Here is a 20,102-nt window from a genome sequence, read left to right as displayed (position 1 = left end):
GCACTACCGGGCCAGCGCGCGTGCCGCCTCGATGATCTTCAGGGTTTCGACGGCGTCTGCCGGGTCCACGGGAACCGGCGCCCCGGACCTGGCACCGCCGTCAAGGATCTTCCCGGCAAGCAGCCGGTAAAACTCGGGATACGCGCCGCGCTCGGTGGGCAGGGCATCCAGATGGCCATCACGGCCCAGGAGCCCTGCCCATTCCGGCGCTTCCACCCCGTAGTCCGCATCCAGCGGGCTACCCCCGGCCACAATGTACGGCTCCTGCGGATCCACTCCGTGCTTGGTGAAGCCGCCCACGGAGCCCAAAAGGCGGAACCGCGGGGCCTGCTGCGCGCAGAGCATGTTCATGTGAAGATGGCTGAGCACCCCCGACCCGTGGCGCAGCACCACGAACACGTCATCGTCGGCGCGCTCCTCCGAGCGCCGTGCGCGTAGCTCCGCGTGGGTCACGGTGGCGGGCCCAAAAAGCTGGAGCGCCTGGTCGATCAGGTGGCTGCCCAGGTCGAACAGTGTGCCACCTCCGTCGGCAGCCGTTGCGCGCGCCTTCCACGCTTTTGCGATGATGGGGGACCAGCGCTCGAAGCGGGACTCGAACCTCGTCACCGCGCCTACCGCCTCCACCGCCAGCAGTTTCCGCAGGGTCAGGAAATCGCCGTCCCACCTGCGGTTGTGGAAGACCGTGAGGACCCGGCCAAGCTCACTGGCCAGCTCAATCAGCTCCTGTCCCTGCGCGCTGGTGACAGCGAAGGGTTTATCCACCACCACGTCCAGCCCCGCCTCCAGGGCATTCTTGGCAAGGGGGTAGTGGGTAGCCGGGGGCGTTCCCAGCACCACCAGGTCCAGCTCCGCGGCGCGCTCCATCACCGCACCGCCGTCGCGGACCGTCTTGGCCCCCGGATAGCGGGCGGTGGCAGCCGCCTGCCTGCCGCCGTCGGACGTGGCGATGAGGTCCAGCGAGTAGCTGGGGTCCGCCTCTATGAGCGGCGCGTGGAAGACGCTCCCGGACAGCCCATAGCCGACGACGGCGGTACGGATGGCGCGTGCAGCAACAGTTCCGGTCATGCAAACTACGCTACTCCGCCGCCTCCGGGCGGGCGCCTGTCAGCTGCCGGCAGGTTAAAACGCCGAGGCCGGCATCCCCTGCCCGGGGATGCCGGCCTTTGCGTTGCTGCGGCGGAAGCCTTACTTCTTTTCCCAGCCGAGGGTGGTCCAGTCCGGAACCTGGGACAGGCTCTGGAACAGCGACGGACCGTAATTGGCGAGGCCGGTGCGGACGAAGGAGATCTGGGGGCCGTTCATCACCACGCCCATGGAGAAGTATTTAGCCATGTGTTCCTTCTCCACCTCCATGGCTGCCTTGTTGCGCTCGGCGTTGTCCTCGATCGAGGCGAGATCGGCGATCTTCTTGTCCAGTTCAGCGTCACCCAAGCCGTTTTCATTGGTCTTGGAGTCGTAGTACTGCTTGACCGTGGACGTCGCGTCGGCGCCCACGGTGTAGCCGGAGACGCTCAGGTCGAACTCGCGGCCGCCAACCACCTTGCCGAAGTCGGCGGAGGCACGCTGGTCAATCCCAACGTCCATGCCGCCGGCCTGGAGCTGCTTCTGCAGTGTCTGGGTGAAGGCCAGGGTGGTGGGATCGTCACCGAAGTTGCTGATCTTGAAGGAGACCGGAGCACCGCCCTTCTCCATGATGCCGTTGGCGTTCTCCGTGTAGCCCGCATCGGAAAGGACCTTCTTGGCGGCGTCCGGGCCGGTTTCCTTCACGGGGTAGTTGTCCTGGTAGTACTCCGAGAACGGCAGGAGCATCATGGACCCGGAGCTCGGTTCTTCCCAGTTCAGGCCGTTAAACCGGACCTTGCGCAGCGCCTCGCGGTCAATCGCCGCGAAGATGGCTTCTCGGATGGCGACGTCGGTGATCCGCTGGGCATTGATGTTCAGGCCGCCTGCGAAAAGGCGCTGGCCGCGGCGGATGTCGGAGTCTTTGGTGCCTTCCAGCTGCTTGTAGAGCGCGATGGTGTTAGCGGACATGGCATCGATCTCGCCGTTTTTGAATGCTGCGATCTGTGCGCTGGTTTCCAGCTGGCGGAAGACTACATTCGCGAGGACCGGTTTGGTGCCCCACCACTTTTCGTTGGGAACCAAGGAGAGGGTTTTAGCCGCGGCGTCATACTGGTCCACCTTGAACGGACCCGCCATCCACTCAGGGTGCATTTCGCCGACGAAGCCCTCATTGAAGATCTCCGGAGTGTTGACAGCCGGGTGGATCAGCCCGAAGAACAGGTCCTCCAGCGGGTATACCGGCTGGGTCATCTTGACGATGACTTCCTTGTCGCTGCTGCCGGCCTCTACCGACTCCACAAAGGCATACGCCCCTGACGTGACGATATCGTAGCCCGCGTCCGGGCTCTTCAGGATGTTCCAGGTGTTCTGGAAGGCCTTGACGTCGATCGGCGTGCCGTCATTGTAGGTTGCCTTGTCATTGACCTTGATGGTTATGGTCTGCTTGCCATCGACCATCTCACTCTCCACGGACTCGCAGAAATCCTTGTTGGGGGTCGCCTTGCCCTCGAAATCTACCTTCCAGCAGCCGCCGATGCCGCCACCCGTCACCGCAACTGGGTTGATCGGGGCCATCAGCGCGGAGTTGTCCGCGCTGTTGCCGTTGTTGGAGAAACCGTTGAAGTCCGGACCGATGCTGCCCAGCGGAAGGGTGACCTTGCCGCCCTGTTCAAGATCGGCTGCGGGCTTCTCATTGATGCTGATGAGCTTGGACAGGTCGCTGCCTGCCTCCTGCCCCTTGGCCGTTTCGGGGCCGGTGGCACCGCCACCACCGCCGCAGGCCGTCAGCGCCAGGGCTGCGGCGATGGCCGCTGCTCCGCCGATCCTGTTCAGATTCCTCATGGTTTTCCCTTCGTTGGTGCGGGTGGAGTGGTGGGTCGACTAATCCTAGGGTGCATGGTGGTCCGCCGTGTCGTGGACCACCAGCATGTCTTCATCCAGTTGCCCGTCCGGGAAGAAGCAGGCAAAGCGCTGGTCCGGAAGCGGCATGGGTGCGGCCTCCAGGGCCCGGGCAGCCCCGGAAGGAAGCACTGGCTCCAGTGGCGGCTCAAGGGTGCGGCATTTTTCCTGCTTGGCGGGCGGAAGTGCGGCGAAGACCGGGCAACGGGTAGCGAAGTTGCAGCCTTTGGGAGCGTCCAGCGGGGAGGGCAGGTCCCCCTTGAGGATGATCCGTTCGCGGGTGCGTTCCACCTGGGGATCAGGAACGGGAATGGCGGACAGAAGGGCGCGGGTGTATGGGTGCCGCGGGTTGTCGAAGACCCGGTCAACCTCGCCGATTTCGACGATCTTGCCCAGGTACATCACAGCCACCCGGTTGGAGATGTGCCGGACCACGGAGAGATCGTGTGCCACCAGGAGGTAGCTCAGGCCGAGCTCGGCGCGGAGCTTGTCCAGGAGGTTTATGACCCCGGCCTGCACCGAAACATCCAGGGCGGAAACAGGCTCGTCGAGGACTACCAGTTTGGGATTCACTGCCAGGGCGCGTGCAATCCCGATCCGCTGGCGTTGGCCGCCGGAGAACTGGTTGGGGAACCGGTTGACGTGGTCCGGCTGCAGGCCAACCAGCCTCATCAGCTCCATGATCCGCTTCTTGATGGCGTGCCTGTCCATCCCTGCGTTCTGCAGCGGTTCGGCCAGCACCTCGTACACGGTGAACCGCGGGTCCAGGGCGCCCGTGGGGTCCTGGAACACCATCTGCAGTTCGCGTCGCATCGCGTTCTTGGTCCTGGCGTCAGCGGCCTGCTTGTTGCTGAGGCCGCCAATCACCACCTCGCCGTCCTGGTCCTTGTGGAACTCCATGATTTCCAGGAGGGTGGTGGTCTTTCCCGAACCTGATTCCCCCACGATGGAGAAGCATTCGCCTTCGCGGATATCGAAACTGAGCCCGTCCACAGCCTTGACGGTGCCTATGCGCCGCTTGATCAGGGCACCCTTGGTGAGCGGGAAGTGCTTGCGGACGTCCTTGAGCTGCAGCACTGTTGAGCGCTCAGCCCGGGGTACCTCGTCGAACCGGGAGACGGGCACCGGTGGAGCGGCAAATAACTCCTGCACGTCCACGTCCGCTCCCAAGGCGTTCGACTTAATGCAGGCGGCGCGGTGCTGTGCGCTGCCTGGAACAGAGGCCAGCCCAGGTTCCCCGGCCAGGCACGCCTCCGAGGCGAGCGGGCAGCGCGGGGCGAATGCGCAGCCGGTGGGCTGGTGGAGCAGGTTGGGCGGAATGCCGTCGATGGGCACCAGGGACGATTTTTCCGCCGCGTCCACCCGCGGAACCGCCCCGAGCAGTCCCATGGTGTACGGCATCCGGGGGTTGTAGTAGATGTCATCCACGGCGCCGGTCTCCACCGGCCTGCCCCCGTACATGACCATGATGTCGTCGGCCATGCCCGCCACCACACCGAGGTCGTGCGTGATCATGACGACGGCGGCGCCCGTCTCCTCCTGTGCCTTGTGGAGCACCTCAAGGACCTGCGCCTGGATGGTGACGTCCAGGGCCGTCGTCGGCTCATCCGCAATGAGCACGCGCGGGTTGTTGGCGATGGCGATGGCGATCATCACGCGCTGGCGCATCCCGCCGGAGAATTCATGCGGAAAGGCCTTCAACCTGTTCCTGGGGCTGGGAATCCCCACCATGGCGAGAAGCTCGACGGCGCGGGCTTCTTTGGCCTGCCTGCTCATGCCGGGATTGTGGATGGTGAGCGCCTCGATGATCTGGGTGCCCACGGTGTACACCGGCGTCAGGGAGGACAGCGGATCCTGGAAGACCATGGCCAGTTCGTTGCCTCGGTACCCGCACATCGCCTTGTCGCTGAGGCCAAGCAGTTCGCGGCCGTTGAGCCTGACGGAGCCGGAGACCTCGGCGGTGTCGGGCAGCAGCCCCATGATGGCCAGGGAGGTGACTGACTTGCCGGAACCGGACTCGCCCACGATGCCAAGCGTCTTGCCGGGCATCAGGTCGAAGTCCACGCCGCGGACAGCGTGCACCTCACCGTTTTCGGAGTTGAACCGGACGTGCAGGTCACGGACGGACAGTACGGCGTTGTTGGCTGCGGAAAGCCCGGCGACGTGCAGCTGCTCAGCCGGCGACCCTGTGGTTTCCGCCGGTCCGGCGGTGGTTTCACTGCTCATGAGGCGTTCTTCTTCTTCACAGGTGCCTGTTCCGTCGCGTTGTTCCTGGCGTTTCTCGTCCTGGCCTTGCCGCTTGAACTGGAGCTGGGATCGAAGGCGTCGCGCAGGCCGTCGTTCATCATCGCCAGGGAGCCGGTGAGGAGGAACATGACGGTCAGGGGCACCCAGAACATCCAGGGGAAGGTCTGGACTTGGGACGTGGCACCGCCGATCAGTACACCAAGGCTCACATCCGGGAGCTTGATGCCAATGCCGATGAAGGAGAAGGCAACCTCCGCGAGGATGGCTGCGGTGACGCCGCGGGTGATGTCCAGGACCAGCAGCGAGCCGATGTTTGGCACCAGGTGCCGCAAGATGATCCGGCGCGGCGGCACGCCCATGTACTGGGCTGCCTTCACGAAGTCGCGCTGCATGAGGGACATGGACAGTGAGCGGATGAGCCGGGCGGTTCCCATCCAGCTGAAGACGAGCAGCACGATGATCAGCAGCAGCCAGGAAGGCAGGTCCCGCTTCAGTCCGGCCCCACCGCCGCTGGTGGCTACGGCGACAACCAGGAGTGCCGGCATCATGATGAGCGCTTCCAGGACGAAGAGCATCGCTTTGTCCACCTTGCCGCCGAAGTAGGCCATGGTGCAGCCATAGACCGCGGCGATGAGCACTGAAACCAAGCCAACCACCAGTCCGATCAGGATGGAGATCCGGGTGCCCTCGACGGTCATGGCGTAGAGGTCGATGCCGGCCTGGGAGGTGCCAAGGTAATGCTCGGCGGAGGGCGGCATCCCGATGCTGAAGGGGTCGATGGTTTCCTTGTCCCAGGACGTAAAGTAACCGCCCACGAACGAGAAAAGGGTCAGGGCAAGGAAGATGGCCAGGCCGGCCACGGCTGTCTTGTTCCGCATGAACCGGCGGAAGATGATGGTGGATTTACCGATGACGACGTCGGCGCTTTCCAGGTGCGCGTCCTGCGCGGCGGCTGCCGGGTCGACGGCGTTGAGGTTGGTCACGGCTACTGCACCCGCACTCTCGGGTCAACCAGTGTGGTGGCGAAGTCGGCCAGGATGGCCCCAAGGGCGAAAATGACCGAGCCGTAGGCGAGGGTAGCGGTAGCGGCGTTGACATCCTGAAGCGAGATTGCGTCGATGCTCCAGGAACCAACTCCCGGCCAGGCGAAGATCTTCTCCGCGAAGAATCCGCCGGCAAAGATGGCCGGGATGGTGAAGGCGATGCTTTGCGCCACCGGGATGAAGGAAACGCGGAGGGCGTGCCGGGCGATGGCCTGGTTGCGGCTCAGCCCCTTGGCGCGCGCCGTCCGGACAAAGTCTGCGTTTACGTTGTCCAGCAGGTACTGGCGTTGGGCGATCTGGTAGGAACCCCAACCCACCAGGGTGATGGCAATTGTGGGAACTGCATAGTGCGCCAGCATGTCCGTGAACTGTGCCCAGCCGGGTTCCACCCCTGGGGTGGAGATCCCCGTGACGAAGAAGATGCGTTCCCCCACGGACTCGTTGATGTTGATGGCCCCAAGCTGCACCAGGAAATAGGCAATGGGTGCGGGCACGATGTACGCGAGGTAGCTGTAGGAGGTGATGACCCGGTCCTGGAACTTGTACTGCCGGGCGGCGGAGTAGACTCCCAGGGCCACGCCGATGACCAGGGTCAGGATGATGGATGCCAGGAACAACCTGGTGGAGATCCACACCCTGTCCCCGAATTCGGCGTTGATGTAGGCACCGTTGGGGCTCCTGCCCCAGTCCCAGCGGGTGACAATGGCGGTCAGCCAGTCCACGTACCGCTCCCAGGGACTGAGGTCCGGGTCGAGCCCCTTCAGGCGCATGGAAGTGGCCACCTGTTCGGGAGTGGGGCGCGGGATGCGTTCCTGTTCCAGGAGAGCAGGCTTGAGGGAACTGACAGCCAGGAAGTAGCCCGCCGAAGTGGTCAGGAAGATCATGATGACGTAGGTGAGGCCGCGCCTCCCGAGATACCTGAGCACGCTACTTCCGCTTCGCCACCGCGGGCGGGGCAGCGGAACGGCACCCGGCTTGGGGCCTTTGCGCCCCCCTCCGGACTGGGATGCCAGGCAAATCTACAGTCACGAGCAAGATCCTTCCGTCCTCACCGGATCAGCGGGAGTTGTGCCGCTTCGCCGGGTCCTTTGCCAGCTGGTGGTTGGCGTCCCGCAGCCCTTGACGGGCAGTTTTGGTGAGCTATGTCGCGGGTCACATTCCAGAGGAAACTACCACAGGCCCCAACTCAAAATGCCGCTGAATGCCGGGGAAACTATCCGCCCGTATCAAATCGTTATGAATGGTCTGTGAAGTTAATTTGACTAAACGGTAAGGCTTGTGACCGCCCGCTCTAAGCTCCTTTTACCACCCGCGTGACCAGGTCTTCCCAGGAAGCCGCCAGCCTGTCAGCGGTTATGCCGTGCACGCGGACCAAGTTGAGCAGCCTGACGGCATCGAGGGTGGCGCTCAGCGACCCCGCCATCAGCCACGGATCGGAATCGCATCCCGCGTCCCGGAGCAGCACTTCGACGTGCCGGTGCCGGAGCACCTCTGCCGGCACCTCAGGCCGGCCACGCGAAGCGTTCTCCGCCGCCAGCACCAGGTCACCGAACTCCACAACGTACGCGATCCGCCCTGCTCCGAAGGCAATCAGCCGGTCGAGCCCGGGGGCACCGGGACCCAGGGGCGGCGGTCCGAACAGGAAGCGCGCCTGGAAGGCAGCTTCCGAGTCGTCCAGCAGCGTCAGCAGAAGACCGGCCCGGCTGCCAAAACGGCGGAACACGGTCCCCTTGCCCACTCCGGCGCGCTCCGCGAGCCGGTCCATGGTCAGGCCCTTGGCGCCACACTCCTTGATGAGTTCCCGCGCGGCCACCAGCAGCCGCTCCCGGTTACGGGCGGCGTCACTGCGTTCAGCGGCGGTCGCCGGCGTCATTCCCGGCCGCAGTGGGATGGAGCTCACAAGCGTCATTCTAGCCCCGGGAATACAAACGGACCGCAGTCCGTTTAGTGTGGTGTAAGGCATGACCAGCCACAGCAGAACCGGCGTGCGGGCCACCGCTGCCACTATCCCAGGAGTTTTCATGACCAAGAGCACCGTACTGACACTCGTCGGCAGCCTGCGCGCCGAATCCACCAACCAGAAACTGGCCGAGGCCATCCAGCTCAACGCCCCCGAGCAGGTGGACGTGGTCATTCACGATAGCCTGGGAAACATCCCCTTCTACAACGAGGACATCGACGTCGAAGGCAAGGTTCCTGCCGCTGCCGCCGCCCTTCGCTCCGCGGCCAGCGAAGCTGACACCGTCCTCCTGGTAACCCCCGAGCACAACGGCACCGTTCCGGCAGCCCTGAAGAACGCCATCGACTGGCTGTCGCGCCCCTTCGGCGCCGGCGCGCTGGCCGGCAAGCCCACCGCCGTCGTCGGCACCGCGTTCGGCCAGTACGGCGGCGTCTGGGCGCAGGATGAGGCCCGCAAGGCCGTAGGCATCGCGGGCGCCCAGGTCCTGGAGGACGTCAAGCTCGCCGTTCCCGGCTCCATGGTCCGGTTCGCCGAGGTTCACCCCAAGGATGACGCCGAGGTGGTTGAGCAGATCAAGGGCGTCCTCGACGCACTCGCCGCAGCGGCACCCGCCGCCTAGACGCACGGCCGGCCCCAGCGCCCGGTACGCAGTCCCGCGGACCGGGCGCTGCCGCATGCAGGTACCGCCGTGACCAACTCTTGTCCCAACCGGTACCTCCCGGACATACGCGCCGGAAATGAGCGCCGTAACGTTAATCCACGGAACGTACCGGAACGGATCGCGGTGCAGTTATGGCAGCAGCAGCATTGAACGCCGGAAGGCGTCGGCAGGGCTGGAGCGGGATGGCAAAAGCCTGCCTGGCGCTTCCGCTGCTGCTGGGCGCCTGCACAAACCCCGCACCGGCCGCACCCGGCGGAGAACCGTTCCCACTTGGTCTCCCGGGCAGCGCGACAGCCGCACCACCACCGGGAGCCCCGGCGCCGCAACCCCAGGAGGCGCCGCCGGCAGGAACGGGATTCGAACCTCCCTCGTCCAGCACACACACGGGCGAACCGACGGCCGCTCCTCCAGCGCCGCCAGTGCAACCGGAAGCATTGCCCACGCCTGAGACGGGGCGGGCAACGGCAACCCCAACCCCGGGCACGGCGCCCGAAAGCGTTGCCGGCACCCCGGCAGCACCACGCACCGCGACCGCATACTACGTGCTTCTGGACGACGGCGGCAGCAACGGCGTCCGCTTCGGCTGCAACGACAGCCTGGTGGGCGTGGACCGCGCGGCGCAGGATACCGACGAACCCTTGCCGGCCGCGATTGGCGCCCTGCTCGAAGAGGAGGATACAACCGGCGCGGCAGTTGGGTTTGGACCGGAAGTCTACAATGCGCTGGAGAATTCCCGGCTGAAGTTCCTGTCAGGCACCTTCGACGGTACTACTGTGACGGTTTACCTTGCCGGGACCCTCAGCCTGGGCGGCGCATGCGACCTCCCCCGCGTTGAGGCGCAACTCACCCAGACAGCGGTAGCCGCAGTGGGTGCCATCCGGGCTGAGATCTACGTGAACGGGCAGAGCCTGGCCGAAGCGCTGAGGCAGGACTGACGGCCGGACAGGTCGTTCTGAAACAACGAATGTTGCATTTGAGGCAACTGTCGGCTGTATCCTGTCGGTGTGAGCCACGAAACAATCGATGCAGCAGGGACGCTGCCAGCGGAAGCAATAGATGCGATCGAGCGGGCCGCAACGTCGGCCCATCGTCACGAGGAACTCTTTTCGGAGCGCGCCGCCAACATCCGGCAGTCCGCCGTGCGGGATGTCTTCGACATCTCCATGCGCCCGGGCCTGGTTTCCCTCGCCGGCGGAAGCCCTTACCTCCAGTCCTTGCCGTTGGACCGCCTGGCAGCCACCGCCGCGCGGATCATCGCGGAGGACGGCCTCACTGCCCTGCAGTACGGGACCGGACAGGGGACAGAGGAACTGCGGACGCAGATCTGCGACGTCATGGCTGCGGAGGGAATCCTGGACGCGCTTCCACGGAATGTGGTGATCACCGCCGGCTCACAGTCGGCCCAGGATGTGGCCACTAAGGTGTTCTGCAACCCGGGTGACGTGGTACTGGTTGAGGACCCCACCTATGTTGGCGCCCTTAACACCTTCGAGGCTTACCAGGTCCGGGTGGAAACCGTGGAGATGGACGAGTCCGGCCTGGTGCCGGAACTCCTGGAGGCCAAGATTGCGGCGCTCCAGCTCTCGGGCAAAAGCATTAAGTTCCTCTATACCATCCCGAACTTCAACAACCCCTCCGGAATAACCCTTGCCAGGGAGCGCAGGCAGCGGATCGTGGACATATGCCGTAACGCTAATATCCTGATCCTTGAGGACAACCCCTACGGTCTTCTGCGGTATACAGGCGAACCTCTGGCTCCCCTGCGTGCCGGAAATCCCGACGATGTGATCTACATGGGTTCGTTCTCCAAGATTTTCGCCCCCGGCCTGCGCATAGGCTGGGCACTGGTGCCGGAACACCTGCAGCGCCGGTATTACCTTGCCGCCGAGTCCGTCACGCTCTGCCCGCCGGCCCTGAACCAGATGCTGGTCTCCGCGTATCTCAGGGACTACGACTGGAAGGGCCAGATCGAGACCTACCGGGGCCTCTACGCCGAGCGGTGCCAGGCGATGCTGGCCGCGTTGAAGGAGTACATGCCGGCAGGAACAACCTGGACGAGCCCCGAGGGCGGCTTCTTTGTCTGGGTGACGCTGCCAAAAGGACTGGATACGTACCCGCTGCTGCGCAAGGCAATTGACGCCGGGGTGGTGTTTATCCCCGGTGCCGCCTTCACGCCGTCGGACGAGCCTTCCAACAAGCTGCGCCTCGCCTTCAGTGCCGTGCCTCCGGAAGCCATCACCGAAGGGGTTCGCCGCCTGGCGCCGGTGCTTCAAGAAGCCATCTCCGCCCTGTAGCGTTGGCCTGAGCAGTGCCGCAGAAACCAAGCAAAGGAGCATATACATGAGCGGAATCATCGTTGTTGGGGTCGACGGCAGTGGAACTGCCAAAAAGGCAGCCGAGTCCGCGCGGGACCTCGCCGCTGCCTTGGACGCATCACTCCACGTCGTCTCGGCCTTCGACAGCGACCGGACCGAGGTGTTTGGCAGCGGCAGCGACCAGTGGATCGTCTCTGATGCCGATGCGGCCGAACAGGTGGCCCGCACCGTTGCGGAATCCCTCGGCGGCGGGGTCAACGTGACGTATTCCGCTGCCCGTGGCCGCCCGGCAGATGCGCTCATCAAGGAAGCAGTCCGCACAGAGGCCCGCATCATCGTGGTGGGAAACCGCAGGATGCAGGGCATCGGCCGGGTGCTGGGCAGCGTGGCCAACAGCGTGGCACACAACGCACCCTGCGACGTCTACATCGCCAACACCTACGACGCCGACTAGGAGTTACCGCGGACACTCCCCCTGGTGGCAAGCGTCGCTGCGGGGGGTGTCCGTTCTCACGCCCCACACGTCGGTTAAGCCCTCGGCGCGACGATAAAATTGGATAAGCCCCAACGGTGCGGAAAAGAGAACCACACTACCAAGGGGCACCATTGATCACTCTCCAGCGCCGCCAGCTCGTAGGACACGACATCCTCCTGGCCCGCCACGGAAACCACATCTGCTCCATGCGCGTCGACCGCAGCAACGGCACTGTCGTGGCCCTGCTGGATGACGGCTCCGTGGACAGCGCACCGAACCTCATTTCCCCGGACCTTCAGCTTCCGGAAACCGTGCGGAGCGTCCTGCGCGAGGACTGGAAGCTTCTCACCGCGTGGGCCGGCATGGCCGCCGCCGTGGGTGTCCTGATGACCGCTGCGGCAGTGGCCCTGGGGACCACCACCGACCCGGCCACGCTGGAGATGCTCACCACCATGTCCTACGGCACCATCAGGCCCTGAAGCATCCACCAGATGCCCGCCATCACCACTCCCCCGAAGAGTGAGCCTGCCACCACCTGAGCCACGGTGTGGGCGCGCAGTACCACCCTCGACCAGCCGACCGCCGGAATCAGCAGCAGCACGGGTGCCCATGCCGCGCCGAGCATCAGGACGGCGATAACGGCGGAACAGGAGATGGCGGCAGCGTGCCCGCTTATTTTCCAGAACGGGCTCACCACCGCCAGGACCACCACCCCGCCCACCACGGCAAGAACCATGGCTACCACGCTGCTCGGCGCACCTGCCGACGCCAGGACCAGCAGGCCGGCCAGGATCGAACCCAGAGCCATCAGCAAGACGGGCGCCCGCTGCTTCCGGTCGCTGACGTGGTGGTCGGTGACTTTCCCGAACCGCACCAGAACCAGCAGCAGGATCAGTGGCAGCACGCAGACAAACAACGCAGCCAGCGCCCCGTACACCATGGTTTCGGGAAACCCGTCCTCCGTGAGGGGACTGATCAGCAGCTGGATGCTCACCACTACAGGCGGCTGGAACGTCTCGGTCAGCCATCTGGCCGTCCTGTTCTTCGCCCGGATGGCGTTGCTGTTGATGACCACGTCCTCAGTCCAGGAGCAGCGCGGGCTCTTCCAGGATGGCTGCGACGTCGGCCATGAAGCGTGCGGACAGGTCGCCGTCCACCACCCGGTGGTCGAACGAGCCGCCAAGGGTGGTGATCCATCGCGGAATCACTTCGCCGTCCAGGACCCAGGGCTTCTGCTTGATGGTGCCGAACGCGACGATGGCCACCTCACCCGGGTTGATGATGGGCGTGCCGGTATCGATGCCCAGGGCGCCGATGTTCGTGATGGTCAGCGTTCCGCCCTGCATTTCTGCAGGCTGAGTCTTGCCCGCCCGTGCAGTGGTGGCCAGGTTGTTCAGGGCCAGCGCCAGTTCCTTGAGGGACAGGTCCTGGGCGTTCTTGATGTTTGGCACCATCAGGCCGCGCGGGGTGGCCGCCGCAATGCCCAGGTTCATGTAGTGCTTGACGTGGATTTCAGCAGCATCACCGCCGTCGGCGTTGTCCACCCAGGTGGCATTGACGCTGGGGTTCCGTGCAGCAGCCCAGATCACGGCTTTTGCCAGGATGAGCAGCGGCGAAACCCTGATCCCCTCGAAGTCCCGTGACGATTTGAGCCGCTTGACGAACTCCATCGTGCGGCTGGCATCCACGTCCACGAAAATGCTGACGTGCGGCGCAGCAAAGGCCGACTCCACCATGGCCTTGGCCGTGGCCTTGCGGACGCCCTTGACCGGAATCCGTTCGATCCGCTGGTCCTGCGGCCTGCCGGCCTTGCCCCAGAAGCCGTCGGCCTTGTCCAGCTCGGCGTCGCGCTGGGCCTGGTAGCTGACCAGGTCCTCCCGGGTCACTTCACCGCGGGAACCGGTGGCCACCACGTCCGCCAGGTCGATGCCCAGGTCACGTGCAATCTTGCGGACTGGAGGTTTGGCCAGGACGCGGTTGACCAGGCCGGTGAGGGTGCCGCCCAGGGTGGGACGGTTGTCGACGGCGTCGCCGGCTCTTTGAACGGGAGCCTGCCTGCCGGCGCTTCCGGCAGTCACCGGCGGCGCGGCGGTCACGGCAGCCGGCGTGAGCGGCTGGACCGGTTCCACCTCCGGCTCATTGAGCGTCACGGCGGCGGAGGGCTGCGTTTTCCGTGGACGGCGCTTGACGGCGTCGGCCTTGGGGCCGGACCCCACCAGCGGACCGGCGGCCGGGGCGTTGTCCTGGGCGCCGCCGTCGTCCTTCACACCCTCTGCGTCGGCAGGCAGCTTCCCGTACACAGGCTGCACGAGCGTTTCCGGGGCGCGCACGTCAGCGGGCGTGGGGTCTCCCGCCACCTCATCACTGACACTGATGATGGGTGTGCCGACGTCGATGGTCACCCCCTCGGGGACCAGCAGTTCCGTGACCGTACCCGCGAAGGGGGACGGCAGTTCGACGATGGACTTGGCCGTTTCGATCTCGCACAGGACGTCGTTGATGGCGACGGCGTCGCCAGGCTTGACCTTCCAGGAAACGATCTCGGCCTCGGTAAGGCCCTCGCCGACGTCGGGCAGGTTGAACTTGTTGAGAGTCATGGTGTCCTCAGTAGGAGAGGGCGCGGTCCAGCGCCTCCAGGATGCGGTCGATGTCCGGAAGGTAGTCTTCCTCCACCTTGGCAACGGGGTACGGCATGTGGAAGCCGCCGACGCGGATCACGGGGGCTTCAAGCGAGTGGAAGGCGCGCTCACTGACGCGCGCCGCGATCTCGCCGCCGATCCCGCCGAAGGTGGGCGCCTCGTGGGCAACGACCAGGCGCCCGGTCTTCTGCACGGAGGCAGTGACGGTATCAAAGTCCAGCGGCGAGATCGACCGGAGGTCGATAACCTCCACGCTGCGGCCGTCCTCCTCCGCGGCATTCGCTGCCGCGAGGGCCACCGGGACGAGGGGGCCGTAAGCCACAATCGTGGCGTCGGTGCCTTCGCGCAGGACATGGGCCTTGAACGGGTCCGCGGCGGAGCCGGGTGTTTCCACGTCCACTTCGCCCTTGAGCCAGTAGCGGCGCTTGGGCTCGAAGACAATCACAGGGTCCTGGCACGCGACGGCCTGCTGGATCATCCAGTAGGCGTCGTGGGGGTTGGACGGGGTGATGATCCGCAGCCCGGCCGTGTGGGCGAACAGCGCCTCCGGTGACTCGGAGTGGTGCTCCACGGACCCGATGCCGCCACCGTAGGGAATGCGGACGACCACTGGCACGGTGAGGTTGCCGTTGCTGCGCGCATGCATTTTTGCCAGCTGCGTGGTGATCTGGTTGAAGCCGGGGAAGACGAATCCGTCGAACTGGATTTCGCAGACCGGCCGGTACCCGCGCAGTGCAAGGCCGATGGCGGTGCCGATGATGCCGGATTCAGCCAGCGGGGTGTCCACCACCCGATCGGGGCCGAATTCGGCGATCAGTCCGTCGGTCACGCGGTAGACGCCGCCCAGGGGGCCGATGTCCTCGCCCATCAGGAGCGACTTGGGGTTGCTGGCCAATGTGGCGCGGAGGCCCTGGTTGATCGCCTTGGCGATGGTCATGGTGGTCATCAGTGGCCTGCCTTTGCTGCTGCCTGTCCATGCTCCGGGGAGGGTTCCTCACCGGCAAACCCGGCCGCGTATTCCTCGAACCATGCCAGTTCCTCGGCCACCAGGGGGTGGGCCTCGGCGTAGGCATTGGCGAAGGCGGAGCGGATGTCGGGGGTCTCAAGGTCGTGGGTGGTGCGCCGGACATACGCTGCGAGCTCGTCGCCGTCGGCCTTCACCCTGGCAAAGAAGGCATCATCCGCCAGGCCCTCCGCACGCAGGTACTTCTCCAGCCGGAGCAGGGGATCCTTTGCGCGCCAGGCGTCCTCTTCGGCCGAATGGCGGTACTTGGTGGGGTCGTCCGCGGTGGTGTGGGCACCGACCCGGTAGGTGAAGGCCTCAATCAGGACAGGGCCCTTGCCCTGCCGCGCGTGTTCCAGTGCCCACTCGGTGACGGCGTGCACGGCGATGACATCATTGCCGTCCACCCGGATGCCGGGGAAGCCGTAGCCCTTGGCACGGTTGGACAACGGAACGCGGGTCTGTACGTTGGTGGGGACGGAGATGGCCCAGTGGTTGTTCTGGCAAAAGAACACCACAGGGGCGTTGTAGGAGGAGGCGAAGACCATGGACTCATGGACGTCGCCTTCGGAGCTGGCGCCGTCACCGAAGTAGGCAATCACGGCGGCATCCTGCTCCTGCCGCGCCACACCGGATGCTCCTGCCAGCTTTTGGTCCCGCTGGATTCCCATGGCGTAGCCCACCGCGTGGAGCGTCTGGGCAGCCAGGACCAGTGTGTAGAGGTGGAAGTTGGTGTCCTTCGGGTTCCAGCCGCCGTTGGACACACCCCGGAACTGGCGCAGAAGTTCAGCCAGGTCCACCTTCCTGGTCAACGCCACGCCGTGTTCACGGTAGGTGGGAAAAATGTAGTCCTGCGGCTGGCTTGCCCTGCCCGAACCTATCTGGGCTGCCTCCTGGCCCGTCAGCGGCACCCAAAGCGCAAGCTGGCCCTGCCTCTGCAGGGCGGTGGCCTCAACGTCAAAGCGGCGAATCGCGGCCATATCGGCATACAGTCCGCGCAGGTCCTCGGGCGACAGTTTGTTGGCGTACTCGCTGAACACCGGGTCCGTGCCCAGTTTGCCGTCGGGACCCAGCAGCTGCACCATCTGGGCAGGGGGCTCGCCCATGACAGCTTCCGCGTCAGCTTCGCGCTGGTCGTCTACCGCTGTTCCGTCAAACTCGGTGGAAGGCAGATGTGTGCCCATACCGTCTCCTTGCTTGCCGCATCCGGATGCAATGCAAATGTCGCTGGGATATATGCCTCGGTCGGAATACATTCCGCTTGGGGCATATACATTGGCTTACTGATCCTAACTTTATCTTCAGTAGGTAGGCGCGGGACTACTTGTTAAGCGCTAGGAAGGCTGCGGCGCGTTTGTATAGTCCGCACACAACTGCAGGAAGCGCGTATTGGCCTCCTGCTCGCCGATGCTGACCCTCACACCCTCACCGGGGAAGGCCCTGACGGACAAGGCCTGTGCTGCCGCTAGCTCTGCAAAACGGGCGCTCTCAGCGCCCAACGCCAGCCAAACGAAGTTTCCTTGGGCGTCGGGCACAACCCAGCGGAGGTCCTTCAGGCCCTCCATGACCCTCGCCCGCTCGTCTACGAGGGTTTGTACCCTTTCTACAACCTGCGGGAAATTTTGCAGGGAGACTATTGCCGCCTTTTCGGCAATCTGCGACACGGCGAACGGTGTCGCGGCCACCCTCAAATACTGGGTGAGCCCGGGATTGGACACACTGTAGCCCACCCGGAGCCCTGCCAGCCCGTGGGCTTTGGAGAACGTGCGGAGCACTGCAACATTGGGGTATTTGCGGTAAAGGGCGAGGCCATCCACAGCATCCCCTGCCCGGACGAACTCCTGGTATGCCTCGTCAATAACCACCACCACGCTTGAAGGAACGGAGCGGATGAAGGCCTCGGTATCGGCGGCTGTAAGTGCCGGACCGGTGGGGTTGTTCGGCGTGCACAGGAGGATTACCTTGGTGCGCGCGGTCACTGCTGCGGCCATGGCGTCCAGATCGTGCCGGCCGTCAGAGGTCACGGGAATCCTGACACTCCGGGCGCCGGAGAGTCCGACGCTGATGGGGTAGGCCTCGAAGGAACGCCAGGCGTAGATCACCTCATCGGGCTTGCCGTCGTCATTTTGGCCGGCAAAGGTAGCCAGGATCTGGTTAAGGGCGCCCAGGCTGCCTGCCCCGGTAACGATGTCGTCCGCGGGGACGTCAAGGAATTCGGCGAGCGCCGCCCTCAACCGGCTGCTGAGCGGGTCCGGGTATCGGTTGAAGTCCGACTGGTGCGCTATCGCGTCAATGACGGCAGGGATCGGCGGTAGCGGGTTCTCGTTGGAGGAGAGCTTGTAGCTTGCCAGTCCCTGGACGGGGGCAGCCGCCTTTCCTGCTGCATAGCGGGGTAATTGGCCAACCACCGGTCGCGGCGCGATTCCACCGGCCAGGGTCTCTGATGACGTCATGAAGTCCAGCCTACTTCTCTCCGCCCTGCCGGCCAGGGACGGAAGGTGGTGTGCTGCCAGCCCCCATTCAGCCCCCTGTGCAAGCATTGGTCCATGGGTTCTTTCATTCTTCGGGTCATCATCAACGCCGCCGCGCTGTGGGTGGCGAGTTGGGTCCTGCCCGGCCTGGAAATTTCCGGTTCGGCGACCTCTGAGGCCGTCGCGAAGACCGGCGTCACCGAGGGCACCGACACCATCGGGCTTGTCCTGGCATACCTGTTCATCGGAGCCATCTTTGGCATTGTGAATGCCTTTGTCCGGCCCCTGGTCAGATTCTTCGCCCTGCCGATCACCATCCTGACCCTGGGCCTGTTCACAATCGTCATCAATGCAGCCATGCTCTACCTGACGTCATGGATCAGCAGTTACACGCCGGTGGAGTTCAGCATCGATTCCTTCTTCTGGACCGCAGTGCTGGCCGCAATCATCATTTCGCTGGTCTCGCTGGTGGCGGGTGTGCTGCCAGGAGGACGGAAGCGCTAACTCATTTCGGGCGCCGACCTTTTACGTACCGCAGGATTCAGCGGCCTCCATGGGCACGTTCGTGTCCGCGCGGATCAGGTGGAGTAGGCGTGGACGCGGGACTCTTGGCCCTCGACAGGGAGAAGCGGGTGGCCGTGGCCGCCCCGCCGGCCCCCAGGACGCTGCCCAGCACGGCAGTGGACTGCATCAGGGATGCATCGTTGCTGTCCGCCACCAGCCGGGCGGCTTCCTGGTACCCGCCGAAACTGTGACCAGGGCCCAAACCGACGTCTTCCCCCGGCCGAACATATAAGTCGTCATTCATTGTGACCGTTACCTGGTTCCTGCCATCCCTGTTGGGGGCACCGTCGCTCCCCGGAACCCAATCGGTCCGATGTTCAAGGTGGAGCGTACTGACCTCCGGAGGGGGCGTTATGCGGCCAACGGGCGACCCTGCTGTCAGCACGTACTTCATGTCGTACTCCGAGCGGAACCGTTCGTCGGCCGCGAGGTTCATCGCATGGATACCGCCCTGGCTGTACCCCACAGCTACTACCGGAGCCCCCTTCTCCGCACCCGCCTCCTGCAACGCCTCAAGGACAGCGGTATTGATGCCGGTAGAATTGCCGCCCAACCCGTCAGCTATGCCTCCAAGGCCGAACGGATTGGTCCCGGAGCCGGCATCCGCCATCTGTGTTCCCGGTATAACCACGACGTAGGTTTTGACGGCGTTGTTATCCACCTCTATGACTTCCACGTACCCACTGCCGCGCGCATCGATCTGACGGACCCGCTCGAGCAGGCCTGCCGGTGAAGCATCCAGATCAATAGGGACGGACTCCTCTTGCCGTACCGTGAGGGGACGTGGCGCCGACGCGGGCACCGCTCCCTCGGTGATGGCCTTGATCAAGGGCAAGGCCGAGACGGAATCGCCGGCAAGCATCTCGGCCGCTTTGCCATTGAGGAAACCCGTCCGCCAAAAGTCCGCATGCTTCTCAAGTTCCACCGAGGGATCCCAAAGCCCAAGGCTTCGGCTTGCGCGGGAGAATCCTTCCGCAGCTTCGTAGTCCCGCCTGCACTCCCAGACCTTGTCGCTGACCTGTTGCAGCCCGGTACGGACGGCCTGAACGCTGCGCTGCGCATCCATGACGGAGTAGAGTGCTGCAGTTCCGGTGGTCCTCGGCTCGTTTTGGTACGGGCACAGATCCTTCCAAATGCGGTGTACCTCAAACTCGATGGCACCGAGCGCCGACGCCAGGGCATCCAGCTTCTCCGCTCCAAGGGCCAACTCTTCCAACTGGAAGCTGATTCCTCCAATGCCACCGGATATGAGGAGGTTCCCGTCCGTCGCGGAACGGGATAAGTGGATATTCCCTCCGGTGCCGGACGGGGTTACCTCTGCCATCAGTAGGAACCGCTGGAAGTACATTCGGAGTTCAGGACTGCGCGCGCATGGCAATTAACTGCCGACACCGCTTCATGGAGCTGATCGATGACCCGGCGCATCGCCGCCGCCTGGAGGCTTACGGCATGCCGGTAGGCCCGTCCGGCCGGCGACTGCCATTGCGCCAACTCAACGTCCCGCAAACCGGCAAGTACCTCCTCGGCCCGCGCGTCGCAAAGGGCCAGCCTCGCTGCCAACTCCTGCACTTCCAGGCTGCGCTGCGCGGCAAAGCCGTAGACGTTGCCGCCCAAGTCATTCCCCATGCCGCTCCCCCATTCCCGATCCTCGGCGGGATGCTTTTGCTGATGCGCCCACGCTACGGAAACCCTGGCACCAACTTCAGCACCGCCGTCAGCTATGTGGACAAGTAACCTCGATGGGCACGCTTCGGGGGCCGCTG

19 protein-coding genes are annotated in these 20,102 nt (G+C 64.7%); 7 read left to right on the top strand and 12 right to left on the bottom strand.

Annotated elements, in window-relative coordinates; all coding sequences use genetic code 11:
* Window positions 1–3 precede the first annotated feature (3 nt).
* The 6 genes from AC5RUU_RS05940 to AC5RUU_RS05915 form a co-directional block, all read right to left on the bottom strand.
* A complete protein-coding gene (locus AC5RUU_RS05940; protein WP_493974285.1) occupies window positions 4–1,065 on the bottom strand; it encodes a Gfo/Idh/MocA family protein in 1,062 nt (353 codons plus the stop codon).
* A 120-nt stretch (window positions 1,066–1,185) separates the two neighbouring features.
* On the bottom strand, window positions 1,186–2,904 hold the full coding sequence (locus tag AC5RUU_RS05935) for an ABC transporter family substrate-binding protein (protein ID WP_493974284.1): 1,719 nt from the start codon (window positions 2,902–2,904) through the stop codon (window positions 1,186–1,188).
* Between the two features lie 45 nt (window positions 2,905–2,949).
* The gene (locus AC5RUU_RS05930; protein ID WP_493974283.1) at window positions 2,950–5,187 is read right to left on the bottom strand and encodes an ABC transporter ATP-binding protein; all 2,238 of its coding nucleotides are present in this window, start codon (window positions 5,185–5,187) and stop codon (window positions 2,950–2,952) included.
* On the bottom strand, window positions 5,184–6,191 hold the full coding sequence (locus AC5RUU_RS05925) for an ABC transporter permease (RefSeq protein WP_493974282.1): 1,008 nt from the start codon (window positions 6,189–6,191) through the stop codon (window positions 5,184–5,186). Before AC5RUU_RS05925 ends, AC5RUU_RS05930 begins: the two co-directional genes overlap by 4 nt.
* A gap of 2 nt (window positions 6,192–6,193) precedes the next feature.
* Window positions 6,194–7,177, bottom strand: a complete 984-nt coding sequence (locus tag AC5RUU_RS05920) for an ABC transporter permease (protein WP_493974281.1) — start codon at window positions 7,175–7,177, stop codon at window positions 6,194–6,196.
* A 365-nt stretch (window positions 7,178–7,542) separates the two neighbouring features.
* Window positions 7,543–8,151 carry a TetR/AcrR family transcriptional regulator gene (locus tag AC5RUU_RS05915; protein WP_493974280.1) on the bottom strand — a complete coding sequence of 203 codons (609 nt, stop codon included), beginning with the start codon at window positions 8,149–8,151 and terminating at the stop codon, window positions 7,543–7,545.
* Between the two features lie 121 nt (window positions 8,152–8,272).
* Between AC5RUU_RS05915 and AC5RUU_RS05910 the strand changes: the two genes are divergently transcribed.
* The 5 genes from AC5RUU_RS05910 (at window position 8,273) to AC5RUU_RS05890 (ending at window position 12,141) form a co-directional block, all read left to right on the top strand.
* Window positions 8,273–8,830: an NAD(P)H-dependent oxidoreductase gene (locus AC5RUU_RS05910; protein ID WP_493974279.1), complete on the top strand. Its 558-nt coding sequence runs from the start codon at window positions 8,273–8,275 to the stop codon at window positions 8,828–8,830.
* Window positions 8,831–9,291: 461 nt separating this feature from the next.
* Complete coding sequence (locus tag AC5RUU_RS05905; RefSeq protein WP_493974278.1) at window positions 9,292–9,807, top strand: GerMN domain-containing protein; 516 nt, start codon at window positions 9,292–9,294, stop codon at window positions 9,805–9,807.
* A 69-nt stretch (window positions 9,808–9,876) separates the two neighbouring features.
* On the top strand, window positions 9,877–11,166 hold the full coding sequence (locus AC5RUU_RS05900) for an aminotransferase-like domain-containing protein (RefSeq protein WP_493974277.1): 1,290 nt from the start codon (window positions 9,877–9,879) through the stop codon (window positions 11,164–11,166).
* A 46-nt stretch (window positions 11,167–11,212) separates the two neighbouring features.
* Window positions 11,213–11,641 (top strand): universal stress protein, encoded by a 429-nt coding sequence (locus AC5RUU_RS05895; protein WP_493974276.1) that lies wholly within the window; start codon window positions 11,213–11,215, stop codon window positions 11,639–11,641.
* Between the two features lie 152 nt (window positions 11,642–11,793).
* Window positions 11,794–12,141 carry a hypothetical protein gene (locus tag AC5RUU_RS05890; protein ID WP_493974275.1) on the top strand — a complete coding sequence of 116 codons (348 nt, stop codon included), beginning with the start codon at window positions 11,794–11,796 and terminating at the stop codon, window positions 12,139–12,141.
* Here the strand turns inward: AC5RUU_RS05890 and AC5RUU_RS05885 are convergent.
* The 5 genes from AC5RUU_RS05885 to AC5RUU_RS05865 form a co-directional block, all read right to left on the bottom strand.
* On the bottom strand, window positions 12,120–12,737 hold the full coding sequence (locus AC5RUU_RS05885) for a phosphatase PAP2 family protein (protein WP_493974274.1): 618 nt from the start codon (window positions 12,735–12,737) through the stop codon (window positions 12,120–12,122). The two genes, AC5RUU_RS05890 and AC5RUU_RS05885, sit on opposite strands and share 22 nt — an antisense overlap.
* Before the next feature lie 4 nt (window positions 12,738–12,741).
* A complete protein-coding gene (locus AC5RUU_RS05880; protein ID WP_493974273.1) occupies window positions 12,742–14,259 on the bottom strand; it encodes a dihydrolipoamide acetyltransferase family protein in 1,518 nt (505 codons plus the stop codon).
* Window positions 14,260–14,266: 7 nt separating this feature from the next.
* On the bottom strand, window positions 14,267–15,247 hold the full coding sequence (locus tag AC5RUU_RS05875) for an alpha-ketoacid dehydrogenase subunit beta (protein ID WP_493974272.1): 981 nt from the start codon (window positions 15,245–15,247) through the stop codon (window positions 14,267–14,269).
* Window positions 15,247–16,488 carry a pyruvate dehydrogenase (acetyl-transferring) E1 component subunit alpha gene (gene pdhA / locus AC5RUU_RS05870; RefSeq protein WP_493974271.1) on the bottom strand — a complete coding sequence of 414 codons (1,242 nt, stop codon included), beginning with the start codon at window positions 16,486–16,488 and terminating at the stop codon, window positions 15,247–15,249. Before pdhA ends, AC5RUU_RS05875 begins: the two co-directional genes overlap by 1 nt.
* A 150-nt stretch (window positions 16,489–16,638) precedes the next feature.
* A complete protein-coding gene (locus AC5RUU_RS05865) occupies window positions 16,639–17,757 on the bottom strand; it encodes a histidinol-phosphate transaminase (protein WP_493974270.1) in 1,119 nt (372 codons plus the stop codon).
* A 93-nt stretch (window positions 17,758–17,850) separates the two neighbouring features.
* Here AC5RUU_RS05865 and AC5RUU_RS05860 point away from each other — a divergent pair, with 93 nt between their 5' ends.
* Window positions 17,851–18,279, top strand: coding sequence for a phage holin family protein (locus AC5RUU_RS05860; RefSeq protein WP_493974269.1), 429 nt, complete (start codon window positions 17,851–17,853; stop codon window positions 18,277–18,279).
* A gap of 37 nt (window positions 18,280–18,316) precedes the next feature.
* Here AC5RUU_RS05860 and AC5RUU_RS05855 read toward each other — a convergent pair whose 3' ends face one another.
* Window positions 18,317–19,555 carry a hypothetical protein gene (locus tag AC5RUU_RS05855; protein ID WP_493974268.1) on the bottom strand — a complete coding sequence of 413 codons (1,239 nt, stop codon included), beginning with the start codon at window positions 19,553–19,555 and terminating at the stop codon, window positions 18,317–18,319.
* A 155-nt stretch (window positions 19,556–19,710) separates the two neighbouring features.
* Between AC5RUU_RS05855 and AC5RUU_RS05850 the strand changes: the two genes are divergently transcribed.
* Window positions 19,711–20,073, top strand: a complete 363-nt coding sequence (locus AC5RUU_RS05850) for a hypothetical protein (RefSeq protein WP_493974267.1) — start codon at window positions 19,711–19,713, stop codon at window positions 20,071–20,073.
* The last annotated feature ends 29 nt before the right edge of the window (window positions 20,074–20,102 follow it).

The sequence above is a fragment of the Arthrobacter sp. K4-10C genome (assembly GCF_059090085.1).
The sequence above is the reverse complement of the archived record's forward strand: the minus strand, read 5'-3'. Positions and strand labels throughout refer to the sequence as shown.

What these genes read in the sequence shown, in the direction of transcription:
- AC5RUU_RS05875 (WP_493974272.1), bottom strand. Translation starts at nt 15,247, where the DNA reads ATGACCACCATGACCATCGCCAAGGCGATCAACCAGGGCCTCCGCGCC.
- AC5RUU_RS05895 (WP_493974276.1), top strand. Translation starts at nt 11,213, where the DNA reads ATGAGCGGAATCATCGTTGTTGGGGTCGACGGCAGTGGAACTGCCAAA.
- AC5RUU_RS05910 (WP_493974279.1), top strand. Translation starts at nt 8,273, where the DNA reads ATGACCAAGAGCACCGTACTGACACTCGTCGGCAGCCTGCGCGCCGAA.
- AC5RUU_RS05850 (WP_493974267.1), top strand. Translation starts at nt 19,711, where the DNA reads ATGGCAATTAACTGCCGACACCGCTTCATGGAGCTGATCGATGACCCG.
- AC5RUU_RS05940 (WP_493974285.1), bottom strand. Translation starts at nt 1,065, where the DNA reads ATGACCGGAACTGTTGCTGCACGCGCCATCCGTACCGCCGTCGTCGGC.
- AC5RUU_RS05935 (WP_493974284.1), bottom strand. Translation starts at nt 2,904, where the DNA reads ATGAGGAATCTGAACAGGATCGGCGGAGCAGCGGCCATCGCCGCAGCC.
- pdhA (WP_493974271.1), bottom strand. Translation starts at nt 16,488, where the DNA reads ATGGGCACACATCTGCCTTCCACCGAGTTTGACGGAACAGCGGTAGAC.
- AC5RUU_RS05865 (WP_493974270.1), bottom strand. Translation starts at nt 17,757, where the DNA reads ATGACGTCATCAGAGACCCTGGCCGGTGGAATCGCGCCGCGACCGGTG.
- AC5RUU_RS05880 (WP_493974273.1), bottom strand. Translation starts at nt 14,259, where the DNA reads ATGACTCTCAACAAGTTCAACCTGCCCGACGTCGGCGAGGGCCTTACC.
- AC5RUU_RS05930 (WP_493974283.1), bottom strand. Translation starts at nt 5,187, where the DNA reads ATGAGCAGTGAAACCACCGCCGGACCGGCGGAAACCACAGGGTCGCCG.
- AC5RUU_RS05860 (WP_493974269.1), top strand. Translation starts at nt 17,851, where the DNA reads ATGGGTTCTTTCATTCTTCGGGTCATCATCAACGCCGCCGCGCTGTGG.